General features: G+C 32.5%; 17 protein-coding genes and 1 other annotated feature. Of the genes, 13 read left to right on the top strand and 4 right to left on the bottom strand.

Features of this window, described 5'->3' with window-relative positions; all coding sequences use genetic code 11:
* Positions 1–3 precede the first annotated feature (3 nt).
* The 9 genes from udk (at position 4) to COI44_RS12945 (ending at position 7,773) form a co-directional block, all read left to right on the top strand.
* A complete protein-coding gene (udk, locus tag COI44_RS12985) occupies positions 4–639 on the top strand; it encodes a uridine kinase (RefSeq protein WP_056472723.1) in 636 nt (211 codons plus the stop codon).
* A 211-nt stretch (positions 640–850) separates the two neighbouring features.
* Positions 851–1,327: a transcription elongation factor GreA gene (gene greA / locus COI44_RS12980; protein WP_056472726.1), complete on the top strand. Its 477-nt coding sequence runs from the start codon at positions 851–853 to the stop codon at positions 1,325–1,327.
* Positions 1,328–1,400: 73 nt separating this feature from the next.
* The gene (locus tag COI44_RS12975; protein WP_098428343.1) at positions 1,401–3,161 is read left to right on the top strand and encodes a peptidoglycan D,D-transpeptidase FtsI family protein; all 1,761 of its coding nucleotides are present in this window, start codon (positions 1,401–1,403) and stop codon (positions 3,159–3,161) included.
* 67 nt (positions 3,162–3,228) lie between these two features.
* The gene (locus COI44_RS12970) at positions 3,229–3,825 is read left to right on the top strand and encodes a YrrS family protein (RefSeq protein WP_098428342.1); all 597 of its coding nucleotides are present in this window, start codon (positions 3,229–3,231) and stop codon (positions 3,823–3,825) included.
* A gap of 197 nt (positions 3,826–4,022) precedes the next feature.
* The gene (gene mtnN / locus COI44_RS12965; protein WP_098428341.1) at positions 4,023–4,715 is read left to right on the top strand and encodes a 5'-methylthioadenosine/S-adenosylhomocysteine nucleosidase; all 693 of its coding nucleotides are present in this window, start codon (positions 4,023–4,025) and stop codon (positions 4,713–4,715) included.
* 174 nt (positions 4,716–4,889) lie between these two features.
* On the top strand, positions 4,890–5,609 hold the full coding sequence (locus tag COI44_RS12960) for an ABC transporter ATP-binding protein (RefSeq protein ID WP_098428340.1): 720 nt from the start codon (positions 4,890–4,892) through the stop codon (positions 5,607–5,609).
* Positions 5,606–6,622, top strand: a complete 1,017-nt coding sequence (locus COI44_RS12955) for an ABC transporter permease (protein ID WP_098428339.1) — start codon at positions 5,606–5,608, stop codon at positions 6,620–6,622. Before COI44_RS12960 ends, COI44_RS12955 begins: the two co-directional genes overlap by 4 nt.
* 3 nt (positions 6,623–6,625) lie before the next feature.
* Entirely contained in the window at positions 6,626–7,270 is a 645-nt protein-coding gene (locus COI44_RS12950) for a TetR/AcrR family transcriptional regulator (protein ID WP_098428338.1), read from the top strand.
* A gap of 269 nt (positions 7,271–7,539) precedes the next feature.
* Positions 7,540–7,773, top strand: a complete 234-nt coding sequence (locus COI44_RS12945; RefSeq protein WP_179887111.1) for a YrhC family protein — start codon at positions 7,540–7,542, stop codon at positions 7,771–7,773.
* Between the two features lie 72 nt (positions 7,774–7,845).
* Here the strand turns inward: COI44_RS12945 and sigK are convergent, their stop codons facing one another.
* Positions 7,846–8,565 (bottom strand): RNA polymerase sporulation sigma factor SigK, encoded by a 720-nt coding sequence (gene sigK, locus COI44_RS12940; RefSeq protein WP_069035122.1) that lies wholly within the window; start codon positions 8,563–8,565, stop codon positions 7,846–7,848.
* 258 nt (positions 8,566–8,823) lie between these two features.
* Positions 8,824–9,050, top strand: a binding site (T-box leader).
* A gap of 103 nt (positions 9,051–9,153) precedes the next feature.
* Here sigK and COI44_RS12935 point away from each other — a divergent pair.
* From COI44_RS12935 to COI44_RS12925, 3 genes are all read left to right on the top strand, one after another.
* Positions 9,154–10,239, top strand: coding sequence for a bifunctional 3-deoxy-7-phosphoheptulonate synthase/chorismate mutase (locus COI44_RS12935; RefSeq protein WP_098428336.1), 1,086 nt, complete (start codon positions 9,154–9,156; stop codon positions 10,237–10,239).
* Positions 10,240–10,275: 36 nt separating this feature from the next.
* Positions 10,276–11,376, top strand: coding sequence for a prephenate dehydrogenase (locus COI44_RS12930; protein WP_098428335.1), 1,101 nt, complete (start codon positions 10,276–10,278; stop codon positions 11,374–11,376).
* A gap of 220 nt (positions 11,377–11,596) precedes the next feature.
* Positions 11,597–12,829, top strand: coding sequence for an aminopeptidase (locus tag COI44_RS12925; RefSeq protein ID WP_098428334.1), 1,233 nt, complete (start codon positions 11,597–11,599; stop codon positions 12,827–12,829).
* 66 nt (positions 12,830–12,895) lie between these two features.
* On the opposite strand, the gene COI44_RS12920 is transcribed toward COI44_RS12925, so the two are convergent.
* Positions 12,896–13,441, bottom strand: coding sequence for a GNAT family N-acetyltransferase (locus COI44_RS12920; RefSeq protein WP_098428333.1), 546 nt, complete (start codon positions 13,439–13,441; stop codon positions 12,896–12,898).
* Between the two features lie 182 nt (positions 13,442–13,623).
* Between COI44_RS12920 and COI44_RS12915 the strand changes: the two genes are divergently transcribed.
* Positions 13,624–14,076, top strand: coding sequence for an SRPBCC family protein (locus COI44_RS12915; protein WP_098428332.1), 453 nt, complete (start codon positions 13,624–13,626; stop codon positions 14,074–14,076).
* Between the two features lie 245 nt (positions 14,077–14,321).
* On the opposite strand, the gene crcB (COI44_RS12910) is transcribed toward COI44_RS12915, so the two are convergent.
* Entirely contained in the window at positions 14,322–14,681 is a 360-nt protein-coding gene (gene crcB / locus COI44_RS12910) for a fluoride efflux transporter CrcB (RefSeq protein WP_098428331.1), read from the bottom strand.
* On the bottom strand, positions 14,678–15,067 hold the full coding sequence (gene crcB / locus COI44_RS12905; protein WP_098428330.1) for a fluoride efflux transporter CrcB: 390 nt from the start codon (positions 15,065–15,067) through the stop codon (positions 14,678–14,680). Before crcB (COI44_RS12905) ends, crcB (COI44_RS12910) begins: the two co-directional genes overlap by 4 nt.
* Positions 15,068–15,073: the final 6 nt, after the last annotated feature.

The raw sequence follows: 15,073 nt of genomic DNA, 5'->3' as shown, positions 1-15,073 counted from the left end.
AGTATGGGGAATAAGCCCATTGTAATTGGAATTGCTGGAGGGACTGGCTCTGGTAAAACTTCTGTAACAAAAGCAATCTATGATCAATTTAAAGGTCATTCAATTTTAATGATTCAGCAAGATTCTTATTATAGAGATCAAACGCATTTACCAATGGAAGAAAGATTGAAAACAAATTATGACCATCCATTAGCATTTGATAATGATTTGTTTATTGAGCATATAAAAGATTTATTGCAATATAAAGCAATTGAAAAACCTGTATATGACTATACAATTCATACAAGATCTTCAGAAACAATCCCTGTAGAGCCAAAAGAAGTTATTATTTTAGAAGGTATTCTAGTATTAGAAGACGAGCGTTTACGTGATTTAATGGATATAAAGATATTTGTAGATACGGATGCTGATCTGCGAATACTTCGTCGAATACAACGAGATATAAAAGAACGTGGAAGAACAGTCGATTCTGTGGTAGATCAATATGTAAATGTTGTACGCCCTATGCATAATCAATTCTGTGAACCATCTAAGAAATTCGCAGATATTATCATACCAGAAGGCGGTCAGAACTTTGTGGCTATTGATTTAATGGCTACAAAAATTCAGACTATACTTGAAAGAGTAAGTGTATTATAATACGTTCATATGAGAGAATAATTCCTAAATATAATTTTGGAAAGATGGAGAAGCAATCACTTCTTCATCTTTCTATATAAAAGAATGCGTTTTCATAAGTTGAATGTTTCATTAATTATTCTCATACACTGTTTGTACAACTACATTGTATAAACATAAATTTAGAAGTTCTACATAAAAGAAACGGTGGATACTAAAAGGAGTGTACAAAATGGCTAACGAAAAAAAATTCCCTATGACTTTAGCTGGGAAACAAAAATTAGAACAAGAATTAGAAAATTTAAAAACAGTAAAGCGTGCTGAAGTAGTAGAGCGTATTAAAATTGCTCGTAGCTTTGGTGACCTTTCAGAGAACTCTGAATACGATGCTGCAAAAGATGAACAAGCATTTGTTGAAGGACGTATTACAACTTTAGAAAATATGATCCGTAATGCTGAAATTATTACTGAAAATAATGATGCATCAGATACAGTAACTTTAGGTAAATCTGTAACTTTCTTAGAATTACCAGCTGGTGACGAAGAAACTTACACAATTGTAGGTAGTGCAGAGGCTGATCCATTTGAAGGTAAAATTTCAAATGATTCTCCAATCGCAAAAAGCTTATTAGGCAAAACTGTTGGTGAAGAAGTAACAGTTAATACTCCAGGTGGAGATATGCAAGTAAGAATACTTGCTGTTAAATAATTTGATTTGTTTAACAATTTAATTGTTTGAAAAAAGAACACCCCGTCTACACTGTAGATGAGGTGTTTTTTATATGCATAGACGGATAAAAGCCATATTAATTATAATTTCGTTACTATTTTCTTTAATTGTGTACAGATGTTTCGATATTAGTATACTTCATCAAAAGAATTTTGGCCCACAAAAGGTAAATTTAATTGAAAGAAGTGTTGCTCAAAGAACATTTCAGTTTCGGATTGATAATGGACGTGGAAAAATACTTGACCGAAATGGAAAATTATTAAGTGCAGCTTACACTCCAAAAGTTATTTTATTTCCATTTTTAAAAACAATCGATTGGCCGATTGATAAATTATCGTCGATTACAGGAGTACCGGTTGCAAATATTAAAAATCAGTTTAATGGTAAAAAAGAACCTTTTACATTAGAAGGAATGAAAAAAACATTAACATCGGAAAAAATTGATGAAATAAATAATTTACATGTTTCTGGATTAATTTCCATGTTGTCTCAAGACAAAGACGACAAACAATTGGCAGAACACCTAATTGGAATAGCCAGAGAAAATAAAGAACAATATGAAAAACAGTATGAAAGTGATCGAGATTTTAAGCCTAAAGAATTTGGAGTAATTGGTTTAGAAGCTCAGTTTGAAGATTTCTTAAAATCTGATGGCACATCTAATTTAATGCTTCACGTAGATAATTTAGGTAAACCGATGTTTGGAAACGAAGTAAAATATGCAAAACCTAGTAATCCATTTTATCCAGTTTCCCTTTCTACTACACTAGATAAAGATTTACAACAAATTTTAGAACAAGCTGTTGACCAAGCTAAACTTCAAAAAGGTGCAGCAGTGCTAATTGACGTAAAGACGAACAATTTATTAGCAATGGTTAGCCGACCAAATATGAATTTCCAAAATTTATTTTCTTCGAATGATAATACGGCGACTAATTATGCACTATTAGCTAGTACACCTGGTTCCGTCTTTAAAACAGTTGTAGCGGCTGCTTCAATAGATCAAGGTATTGTTAAAGAAAATCAAATGTATAATTGCAATAATAATCTAGTCGGTAAATACGAAGATGAAGAGAAAAAGCGAAAAGGTAATTTAACTTTTCAACAAAGTTTCTATGAAAGTTGTAATTACACATTTGGCCAATTAGGTAAGCAATTAACTTTAAAAAATAAAGATATGTTTCAAACATATGCCAAAAAGCTAGGTTTAGATGGTCCAGTAGGATGGACAGGATCTGTCTATCATGAGTCTAGTTTTAGTCAATTTCAAAATGAAGGGAAACCAACTTATTTTGTAGGAAACTCTTTAAGTGATAAGCTCTTAAATACATCCATTGGGCAACAGGATGTGAAAGTATCCCCTTTAGCCGTAGCTAATATGATGGCTACCATTGCGCGGGGTGGAAGCCCAAAACAAGTAAAAGTAGTAGATTCTGTATTATATAAAAATGGTACAGAAATGTTTAAATTCCCAGAACAGACATTGGCTGATGATTATCTAGCTCCAGATTCAATGCAACAATTAAGAGAGTTACTTCGAGGTGTAGTTACGAATCCGAAAGGAACGGGAAATCGATATACTAGTTTGCCTTACCCTTTAGCAGGGAAAAGTGGCACAGCGGAAACAAAAGTAGTAGATGGTAAAATAGTCGAACAAAACAAATGGTTTGCAGGTTATTTTCCATATGATAAGCCAAGGTATGCATTCGCAGTAGTTAGTTTAAATGTTTCAAACGAGGTTACATCTACTTCTGACACTGTTACAAGTTTAATAAAATCTATCTATAACTTTGATAAAAACCACACAAAATAGCTATTTTTAATTAATTAACTCTATGTTAAAATAGGGAAAAATTAGTTGTTTTTGGAGGATTTTGTCAATGTCTTCGATTGAACCAAACAAAAGGGTCCAAAAATTAAGACGAGTACGAAGAGGAAATTATTTTTACAGAATACTACTTATTCCACTTCTTTTTGGAATCATCTATTTAGGGATAAAAATAACTTTACCAATCGTCAACCAACAAAAGATAGAGCCTAATACTGCAAAAGCTAAAATTACTACGATTGCTCAAGAACCAAAGCAAATGACTGATATACCGAATCCATATCAAGCGAAATATCGTGAAAAAGTAAATGAGATTATTAAAGATTCGATAAATGATGAAAATATTATCGAATCGACTGTAAAAGAATGGACACCTAACAAAACAAGACAAATTGAGCCTCATACAGTTCACTATAGTCATAAGTCTCAAGACTTTTATGAAATGGAAGAAGCGGTATCAAATGCGATTTCTTTAACAAAAGAAGATTATTCAGTTTGGCATATTGGTCAAGGATACGATCCACAAAGTATAAAAGTATACGTTGCCACAAACGACTTAAGTTATAAATATGTCGTATACTTACACTGGGTTGTAAAAGAAGGCTGGCTCCCTATTTTGGTACAAGAAGTAAAAGAGTTAAAGTATTAGCGGTATTAAAATTTGAGTCCCTACAAGAGCAAACAGAAAGCTTACGCCACATAGAAAGCGAGCTCCTGTAGGGTAAATAACGCCTTTCTTTTTAAGAATTAAAGTGTTTTTTGTTGTACGTATTCTTAAAGATGAATGATATGTCGCTATATGGTAAAATGATTAAAGTTTGAAAGAGAAAGTAGGGAATTGAAAGAATGAAAATAGCTATTATTGGAGCAATGGAAGAAGAAGTACATGTATTACGTGATAAATTAGACAACCTAAGAAAAGAAGAAATTGCAGGTTCAGAATATAACATAGGTACATACGAAGGAAAAGAAGTAATTTTATTAAAGTCTGGAATTGGTAAAGTTAATGCAGCAATGGCTACAGCAATTCTTTTAGAAAAATATCAGCCAGATGTTGTTATTAACACAGGATCTGCAGGCGGACTTCATACTGACTTAAATGTTGGCGACGTTGTTATCTCAACTGAAGTGCGTCATCATGACGTAGACGTTACTGCATTCAATTATGAATATGGTCAAGTTCCAGGTATGCCAGCAGCATTCCCTTCTGATGATAAATTAAAGTCTATCGCTAAAAATTGCGCTGAAAAAATTAATGGTATCCAAGTTGTTGAAGGATTAATCGTAACGGGTGATTCTTTTATGAACGATCCAGTAAGAGTTGACTTCGTAAAAGAGAAATTTGGTGATCTGTATGCTGTAGAGATGGAAGCAGCTGCAATCGCTCAAGTTTGTTATGCTTTTAAAGTGCCATTTGTTGTAACACGAGCATTGTCAGATATTGCAGGTAAAGAATCAAATATTTCATTTGATCAATTCCTTCATACTGCAGCTGTTAATTCAACATTAATGGTTGAGGAAATGATTAAAGCGTTATAAATCGTTTAAAGAAAGATGTCTTATAGGCATCTTTCTTTTTTTATTAAAATACAATTGAGTGAGTACTCACTTTTTGTTGACTGACAATAAAAAGTGAATTAAGATAAAGGTATAAAGTGAGTACTCACTCATTTTGGGTACTATAAAAGAAATAGTCTTGAACGGAGGAATAAGATGAACAATGTTGTCCAAATCCAAAAGGTTGACCGTTTATTTGGAAAAAGAGCTGTGCTAAAAAATATTTCAATGAACATTCAAGAAGGAGAGATATTTGGGATTTTAGGTCCATCAGGTTCTGGTAAAACAACGTTAATAAAATTGATTGCTGGGATCGATAAAAGTTCAAAAGGAGAAGTATTAGTTTACAATAATGAAATGCCTAATTTCACAGTCCTTCCGTCAATAGGCTATATGGGACAATCTGACGCTTTATATAGCGATTTAACAGGTGCTGATAATCTAAGTTTCTTTGGTGCCCTATATAATCTAAAAGGTAAAGAACTTAAGTCGAGAATTCAAGAAGTAGCCCAAATCGTTGGGTTAGAGGATTCATTAAACAAGCAAGTTAATCAATACTCTGGGGGAATGAAAAAACGACTATCTCTTGCTATCTCAATCCTCCATAAACCTACATTACTAATCCTTGATGAACCAACAGTCGGAATTGATCCAGTACTAAGAAAGCAAATTTGGAATCAATTTTTTGAAATGAAAAAACAAGGTACTACAATAATCATTACAACCCATATCATGGAAGAAGCTGAAAAATGTGAACGAATCGGATTAATTAGAGAAGGAGAATTTATCGCTTTAGATACTACTGAAAATTTAATCTCGCAATCAAAAACAGGTAAAATCGAAGACCTATATTTTAATACTGAGGTGAGCTCATGAGAGTCTTTGCTATTTCTAAACGAATAATTAAACAATTTTTAAAAGATAGAAGATCTCTTGCGATGATTTTCGTTGCTCCTATCGTATTATTGTTTTTATTTTCTTATATCTTAAAACAAGATGATACAAAACCAACTTTAGCACTCGTAGATGCCCCTCCAGCATTCGAGCAAATTGTGAAAGATTATGCGAAAGTAAAAAATGTAAATCCTTCAGACATTGAAGATAAATTGAAAAAAATGGATCTTGATGGTGCAGTTTTGTTCAAATCAGGAGAGATAGTTGTACAGTTTGAAGGGACAGATAAAGCAAGAACAACTGCAGTAATGGATGCTATTCAATCTGCAGTTAAAGAAAATACACCTTCTAATCTTAAAATTGTAATGGACCCAATTTATGGTAGTAAAAATATGGAATCATTTGATTCAATTGGACCAATTTTTATTGGATTTTTCTCGTTCTTATTTGTATTTATCTTATCAGGTATTTCATTTGTAAGGGAAAGATTAACAACAACACTTGAAAGATTACTCGTCACGCCAGTCAAAAGATGGGAAATTGTTGTTGGTTATATTTTAGGCTTTGGATTTTTTGCTTTAATCCAATCGATCATTATAACAGTCTTTTCAATCAGTGTATTAGATATGTATAATGTAGGAAGTGCATGGGAAGTCTGCGTAGTTAATATTCTATTATCTCTAACTGCTCTTACACTTGGTATGCTGTTATCTGCATATGCAAATAATGAATTTCAAGTTGTACAATTTATTCCAGTTATTGCTGTCCCACAAATACTTTTTTCAGGTATATTCTCAACGGCGTTTTTACCAAATTGGTTTAAATTTATCGGGGGTATTTTACCACTGACATATGGAGCAGAAGCACTTAGAGGTATTATGATAAAAGGGCAGTCGCTTTCTGATGTTGTATATCAATTATTGATCCTTCTTGGATTTTCATTAGTATTTATTTCTTTAAATATAGTTGCATTAAAGAAACAGCGTTCAATTTAAGGAGTGTTACCAATTAAATTAGAAGAGTTTTTTCCAGAAGAAAAATTACAAGAAATGAATGAAAAAGAAATAAAAATCCTTGAAGCTGCAATTGAAATTTTTGCAGAAAAAGGTTTTGTTAGTACATCTACCAATGAAATTGCAAAAAAAGCAAATGTTGCTGAAGGTACTATTTTTCGTTACTTTAAAACAAAAAAGGATTTATTAAAAAGTATTATCAAACCGACATTAGTAAAAACAATTGCTCCTTTTGAATTGGATCGTTTTTCTAAAGCAGTATTTCATTTAGAGTACGAAACATTTGAAGATTTTCTTAATGCGCTTATAAAAAATCGCATGGAATTTGCAAAGAAAAATAAGGCAGCTGTAAAAATAATCATACAAGAAATGCCATTCCAAGACGATATGCAAGAAGAGCTAAAAAGACTCTTTAAAGATAAAATGTACCCTAAAGTAGCCACTGTATTACAATCGTTTATCGATAAAGGGCAAATAAAAGAACTTCCGATACCGACAGTACTAAGACTAATTATCTCAACAGTAATTGGTCTAGTTATCTCTTCAATCGTCCTAGAAAATACACCTTTTTGGAACGAAGAACAAGAAACTGAACGTACGATTGAGTTTATTAAGAATGGATTGAAATAATCTATAGCTAAGATAGTGAAAACATTCAAAGAAGAAAGTGATTTTAAATAAATAATCCCTTTCTTCTTTGTGTTGAAATTTACACTGGTAATACTTTAGTAATATAATTTTAGCGAAAAAGATAAAAGGGAAATCTACAAGACAATACTTATTTTATTGACAAATTGTACTTACTAATCTCTACATATAATGCCTTTAATTACCTTCACTTTTCTTGTATAAAGTATGTTAAAGTTATTAAGTCAACAAGAAGGGAAGGTGTAGTATTCGTGAATTTAAAAAAGCTACAGGCGAAGGTTAATGATTTTAAAACATTTGGAGCAATAACAACAGCATTGGCTACTTTTTTCTATATCGGGACTCTCCTTCCAAAGGACGGATTAACCCAACATAAAATATTAATGGTCGAAAGTATCGTTTTTACAATGCTGATTTTTGCATTAGGTTTCTTTCTGACATCAAATTATTTTAAACGCAAAATGCAAAAAGAAGAGCAAGCATAAAACCACTAAAATGAATGCACTCCAATTGTTAGATAAGACTAACAATTGGAGGTCATATTCATCTTTAGTGGTTTATTTTTTATCTTTTTTCTTTTCTTTTTCAGCTCTTAAAAACTCGTGGTACATTTTCATTAAAGCACGTTTTTCAATTCTCGAAACATAACTTCTTGAGATTCCTAATTTTTTTGCAATTTCACGTTGAGTTAGTTCTTTATCCATATCAATACCAAAGCGTTGAATAATTACATCCTTTTCACGGTCATCTAGAATTTTAATATATTGCTTGATTTTTTCTAATTCCATATTAAGTTGAATTTGATCAACTACATCTTCTGTCTCAGTTTTTAATATGTCTAATAGTGAAATTTCATTGCCCTCTTTATCCTGACCTATCGGATCATGTAGGGAAACGTCTTTTTTTGTTTTCTTTAAAGCACGTAAATGCATAAGTATTTCGTTTTCAATACATCTAGCAGCATATGTGGCTAATTTTGTTCCTTTACCTTGAACAAAGCTCTCAATTGCCTTTATTAAACCTATTGTGCCAATCGAAATTAAATCTTCAGCATCTTCTCCGGTATTTTCAAATTTTTTGACGATGTGAGCAACAAGTCTTAAATTATGTTCAATTAATAAATTTCGTGCTTCTCCATCCCCATTTGCCATACGATTTAAATAGAGCGTTTCTTCGGCTTGTGAAAGAGGTTGAGGGAAGGCGTTATTTTTAACATAGGAAACAAACACAAACACTTCTTTTAAGAAAAGACTTAAGGCGGTAAATAAACCAGGCATATAATCACTCCTAAGGAAGGTAAGGTTAGTTGTTATTTATATATTTATGTAATGTACAAATTCTGTGTGTCTGTACCATAAAAAAAATGTAAGCTGTGTAAAAAAAATGTTGAAAATAGTAAGCGCTACCATTCCAATAACGATGTATCTTTTATAAAAACGTTACATATTCTAGAAAAAAAATGCATTGACAGCCTATTTAAAAGTGCTTTATAATCCTCATTAATAACTTTTTTAATGAATCTTTTGAAAATTAAATAGATTGCGTTGATAAGGGCACAGTAGGCATAACTTCCCTGTTTAAGAGAGCTGACGGAAGCTGCGAGTCAGTACATAAGGTATGCTGAATTACATTCTTGGAGCAATTTCTATTTCATTTAATGAAAATAGAAACGGTCATTTTGATCGTTAACAAAATGAAGGTGGTGAACAGAGTTTTTGTTCACAACTAGGGTGGTACCGCGATTAAATAATTCGTCCCTACTGTTTATTCAGTAGGGACTTTTTGTTTTCATTTTTTACATACTTACTTCTTGATAAAAGAGGTGGTATTGGAATAGACATTAAAAATTTGAGGAGGAAAAAGAAATGAGTACAAATAATGAGTTAGTGCAATTACGTGATAAGGTTGATGAGATTAATTTGAAAATCGTTGAATTATTAAACAAGCGTGGGAAAGTTGTTCAAGAAATTGGTCAGCAAAAGATTAAACATGGTATTAAGCGTTTCGATCCAGTTCGTGAGCGTGAAGTTTTAGATATGATTGCAAATGTAAATGAAGGTCCATTTGAAACTTCAACTTTACAACATATTTTCAAGACGATTTTCCAAGCAAGCTTAGAACTACAAGAGGACGATCACAGAAAAGCTCTTTTAGTTTCAAGAAAGAAAAAGCCTGACAATACAATTGTTAAAGTGAAAAATGATATTGTCCTTGGTGATGGTTCTCAATCATTTATTATGGGTCCTTGTGCAGTTGAAAGCTATGAACAAGTACGTGCAGTAGCACAAGCTATGAAACAACAAGGTTTAACAATGATGCGAGGCGGTGCATTTAAACCAAGAACATCTCCATATGATTTCCAAGGACTTGGATACGAAGGACTACAAATTTTAAGAGAAGTGGCAAATGAATTTGATTTAGCCGTAATAAGTGAAATACTAAATCCAAATGATGTTGAAAGATCTTTAGAATACGTTGATGTAATTCAAATTGGTGCACGTAATATGCAAAACTTTGATTTACTGAAAACGGTTGGTCAAGTAAATAAACCAGTTTTATTAAAACGTGGATTGTCAGCAACAATTGAAGAATTTATTAATGCAGCAGAATACATTATTTCGCAAGGAAATGACCAAATTATTCTTTGTGAAAGAGGAATTCGTACTTACGAGAAAGCTACAAGAAATACATTAGATATCTCAGCAGTACCTATTCTGAAGAAAGAAACACATTTACCAGTTGTTGTCGATGTTACACATTCTACAGGTCGTAAGGACTTACTATTACCGACAGCTAAAGCAGCATTAGCAATTGGAGCAGATGCAGTAATGGCTGAAGTACATCCTGATCCAGCAGTTGCTTTATCAGATTCAGCTCAACAAATGAATATCCCACAATTTGAAGAATTTATGTTTGAATTAAAAGACTTCCGTGCAAAACTACAATCATAAATAATATTACTTAATGAAGGATAGGCGGTGAATGCCTTGAAAAAGAACGTCCTTTTAATTGGCACAGGATTAATCGGAGGCTCAATTGCCTTGGCAATAAAAAAAGTTCATGATGTAAATATAATTGGATATGATATAAACGAAAAACAACTTGAAATTGGTAAAAGAATTCAAGTTTTAGATGAAATCTCGGTACAGCTTAAAGACTGTGCCGAGAAGGCTCATCTAATCATTTTTTCTTGTCCTGTAGAGGAGTCAATAAAATATATACATATGTTAAGTGAATATGAACTAAAGCATGATGTCATATTAACTGATGTAGGCAGTACAAAAAGTGAAATTATGAGGCATTCGAAGACTCTTACAGGTAAAGGTTATTGCTTTATTGGAGGTCATCCGATGGCAGGCTCGCATAAAACTGGCATCGAGAGTGCAAAAGTTCATTTATTTGAAAATGCATATTTTATTTTGACACCAAGTGAAAATACTAAAAATGATCAAATTGATGAATTAAAAGAATGGCTTAAAGGAACAGGTTCACATTTTGTTGTAATTGATGAAGAAACACATGATCAAATTACCGGAGTGGTAAGCCATTTTCCACATCTAATTGCTTCTAATCTTGTGAAGCAAGTTAAAACTTACTCCAAGGACGAGCCATTAGTAACAGCCTTAGCTGCCGGAGGGTTTAGAGATATTACTAGGATTGCATCAAGCAGCCCAAAAATGTGGACTGATATTGTGATTCAAAATAAGGATACATTGCTTTCATTAATTTCGAATTGGATTGATGATATGAAACAAATGTATCAGCTTGTTGAAAGCCAGGATAAAGATGATATTTTTCACTATTTCAAGGAATCAAAAGATTTTAGAGACAACATGCCAGCAAAAGCAAATGGCGCCATCCCAAGTTATTTTGATTTGTATGTAGACGTTTTAGATCGAGTCGGTGAGCTTGCCAACATTACGACAATCTTATCGATTCACCAAGTAAGCATTACGAATCTAAGGATCATAGAATCACGTGAAGGGTTACCAGGTGTACTAAGAATAAGCCTTCAAACAGAAAATGACAGAGAGAAAGCTGAAAAATTCCTAAATGTTAATGGTTATGAGACATATATTGTTTCATAAAAAATTTCAGACTTATTTACACATTAAAAGCACTTCTGAAGGGTGCTTTTTTTGGGTTAAAGAGCGACAACGTGATCAAGTTCTTCGCTTGTTTGCAAAAGTCTATCTGACATTTCAAATAAAAATGAATAGTCAGTCTCTTTTGTGTACCAATTTTCTGAACTTTATATTATAATTTAGTAGGTTAGGTTTTTAAATCGTTAAACATGGAGGGATATCAATGTCTCAGTTTGAAAAATCATTAGAAAAATATGCTGAACTTGCGGTAAAAAGTGGTGTTAATATCGTACCAGGACAAACATTACAAATAAATGCACCAATCGGAGCTGCAGAATTCGTTCGTAAAGTTGTAAAATTCGCTTACGAAGCTGGAGCTAAAAATGTAAACATCGATTGGAATGATGATGTAATTACTCGTACTAAATATGAACTAGCTCCTGAAGAAGTTTTTGGAGAATTTCCAGGCTGGAAAGTAACAGCAATGGAAGAATTAGCTGAAAATGGAGGTGCTGTTTTATCAGTCATTTCACCAAATCCAGAATTATTAAAAGGGATCGATCCAAAGCGTATTGCAACTTTTAATAAAACAGCTAGCCAAGCATTACATAATTATCGTGAATACATGATGGCTGATAGAATTCGTTGGTCAATCGTAGCTATTCCATGTGTTGAATGGGCTGAAAAAGTTTATCCAAATGAACCAATTGATAAAGCGATGGAATTACTTTGGGACTCAGTATTCAAAATTTGCCGAGTAGACAATGAAAATCCAGTTGAAGCTTGGGTTAAACATAACGATTTCTTACAAGAAAAAGTTGTTCAATTAAATGACAAACGTTATAAAACATTACATTACACAGCACCTGGTACTGATTTAAAACTAGATTTAGTAGATAATCATGTATGGAAAGGTGGCGGGGCTAACAGTGAAGATGGAAAATGGTTTAATCCTAATATTCCAACTGAAGAAGTTTTCTCTATGCCACATAGCCATGGTGTAAATGGTACTGTTCAAGCTACTTTACCATTAAATTACGGTGGAAATTTAATTGAGAACTTCTCTTTAACATTTAAAGATGGTAAAGTTGTCGATTTCACAGCTGAAAAAGGCTATGAAACTTTACAACATTTATTAGATACTGATGAAGGTGCTCGCCGTCTAGGTGAAGTAGCATTAGTACCACATGATTCACCAATTTCAAATACAGGTTTAATTTTCTTCAACACATTATATGATGAAAATGCTTCTTGCCATTTAGCTTTAGGTAAAGCATATCCAAACAATATGAAGGATGGAGAAAAATTACCTTCAGAAGAGCAAGAAAAATTAGGCATCAACCAAAGTTTAACTCACGTTGATTTTATGATCGGATCAGCGGAATTAAACATCGATGGAATTAAAGAAGATGGTACAGTTGAACCAATCATGAGAAATGGTAACTGGGCATTTTAATAGTAAATAAAAATAGAAGGGGTGCCTCGAAAGATTTTTTGAGACACCCCTTTATTTTTACTTTTCTTAAATTGTTTGAAATTGATCGTTACTTCTTAAAACCGTTATAAAATCATCTAATATTGTATGACTCACAGAGAATCCCTTACGTTTATAAAATTCTAGAGCGTCTTCATTTCCATTTGAAACATAGATAAAATAATCCTCTACATCATCAAACTGTTTTAGCCAGTTCATTGACATTTTGAATAGTACGGAGCCTACTCCATATTTTCTATATTCCTCTTTAATGTAAAATTGAGATAAACAACCAACATTCTTTTTATGGACGGATGAAAGGTCAAAAAAAGTTGCAAATTCGCTTACGTATACTTCCTTTGGAGAAATATTTGAATAAACGTAACCAACGATTTGATCTTCATCTTTCACGATAACAATATAATTATGTATAGCTTTTTTTACTGAAGGAACCATACGTGTTTCGAAATTCATACTATCAAACAACTCGGGTTTTATCTTCGCTTTTGCCTTTTGAAATGTCATTAATTCATTACATAACTCTCTACATAATCCAATTTGATCCTCGTCAATCACTTCATAAGTTAAATTCATCTTGTCACCCCTCATTAAAATTGATTTTTTTACCTATAAATAAATTTCGTATGATTTAATTTTATAATATAGGTTCTTGAAAACAAATGAAATAATAAGTTGATCCGTTTTTGGTATATAATGGAAGTGTCATCTAGAATCAATTCATCATTCTACACATAAAACAAATGGAGGATGAGAAAATGGAAGATCTTAAGTATGAGTTTTATATTGGAGCGAAACCAGAAGAAGTGTGGAACATATTTGTTTCGCCAGAAGGAACTAAAGCTATCTTTTTCGGTTGTATCTTAAAATCAACATTTGAAGTCGGAGCAAAATATGAATATATTGGACCAGGAGAAGCTGGTGATCATACAGTGCATGTTTATGGGGAAATTCTAGCTTTTGAGCCGCATAAAATGATGAGTTATACAGAACATCCAGGCCCCGTTTACCGTGAAAATCATGCTGAATTAGAAACTAGAATTACATTTACACTTGAAGAGATGGGTGAATGCACAAAATTAACACTAGTAAACGACCAATGGCCAGAAAATCACCCTTCATATGAAAATACAAAATCTACCTGGCCAATGATTTTAAGTAATGTAAAAACATATGTAGAGACCGGTAAAACATTAGATTTTGGTTGGTAAAATTGAAAAAATAAAAAAACCTCTGGGAACAGAGGTTTCAGACTGTTGACAAACGTTCGCTTTCTTCGTTGCTTCGCCTGTCTGCGGTGCTCATTACCGTTTAAGGTAACTCCGCTCCTCACCAGGCTTCGCGCCTCGAAAGACAAACGCTTGCAATCAGTCTGAAAATCAAGTTTTTTGTAGTTTGTCTACACACTGAAACCTCTGGGAACAGAGGTTTTTGTTTTAGATTTAAATTTCTCGGTTCATCTAAAAATATGAAAACCGACATATGCACTACAAATACTAATAATAGTAGATAAAATGATATAAGATAACGCAGTTTTATACTTTTTTGCAAGCAATAATTGAATCGATTCGTAACCAAATGTAGAAAAGGTTGTAAACCCACCTAATATTCCTACCCCAATAAACAGCCACATTATAGTAGAAATCGATTTATCGAGATATAAATGGTTTATTAAACCTAAAATAAACGATCCGAGTATGTTTATAACGAAAGTTCCAAAAGGAAAATTTGTTTTAACTTTTTTATTAATGTAGTTTCCAAGGGCATAGCGAAATATTGCTCCGATTCCCCCACCTATTCCAACAATAACAATCATGATGAGGTTTCTCCTTTTACTTTATTGAATTTAACAGCCGCTTTAAAACCAAGATACGCCAAACTAATTCCGATAACTAAACTTGAGATGATATAGACTAGACTTACTAGTAATTTTTTTTCATCCATCAGAGCTATATTTTCAAGTGAAAAAGTAGAGAATGTAGTGAATGCTCCAGTAAATCCAGTTCCGATTAATAAAGTATATTCAGGTTTTAATTTAACTTTAGCCATCGGTAAAAAGAAACCTAAAAAGAAGCATCCTATTATATTAATTAAAAACGTTTGAATTGGAAATCCATTTGAAAGTGGATGGATTGATAGACCTATTATATAACGAAGAATTGCTCCAAAAAATCCTCCGATTAGTATTAATAAATAATTCATAATACA

The organism is Bacillus sp. AFS088145 (assembly GCF_002564465.1).
GTDB lineage: Bacteria > Bacillota > Bacilli > Bacillales > Bacillaceae_G > Gottfriedia.
This window is presented reverse-complemented; position numbering and strand designations above follow the sequence as displayed.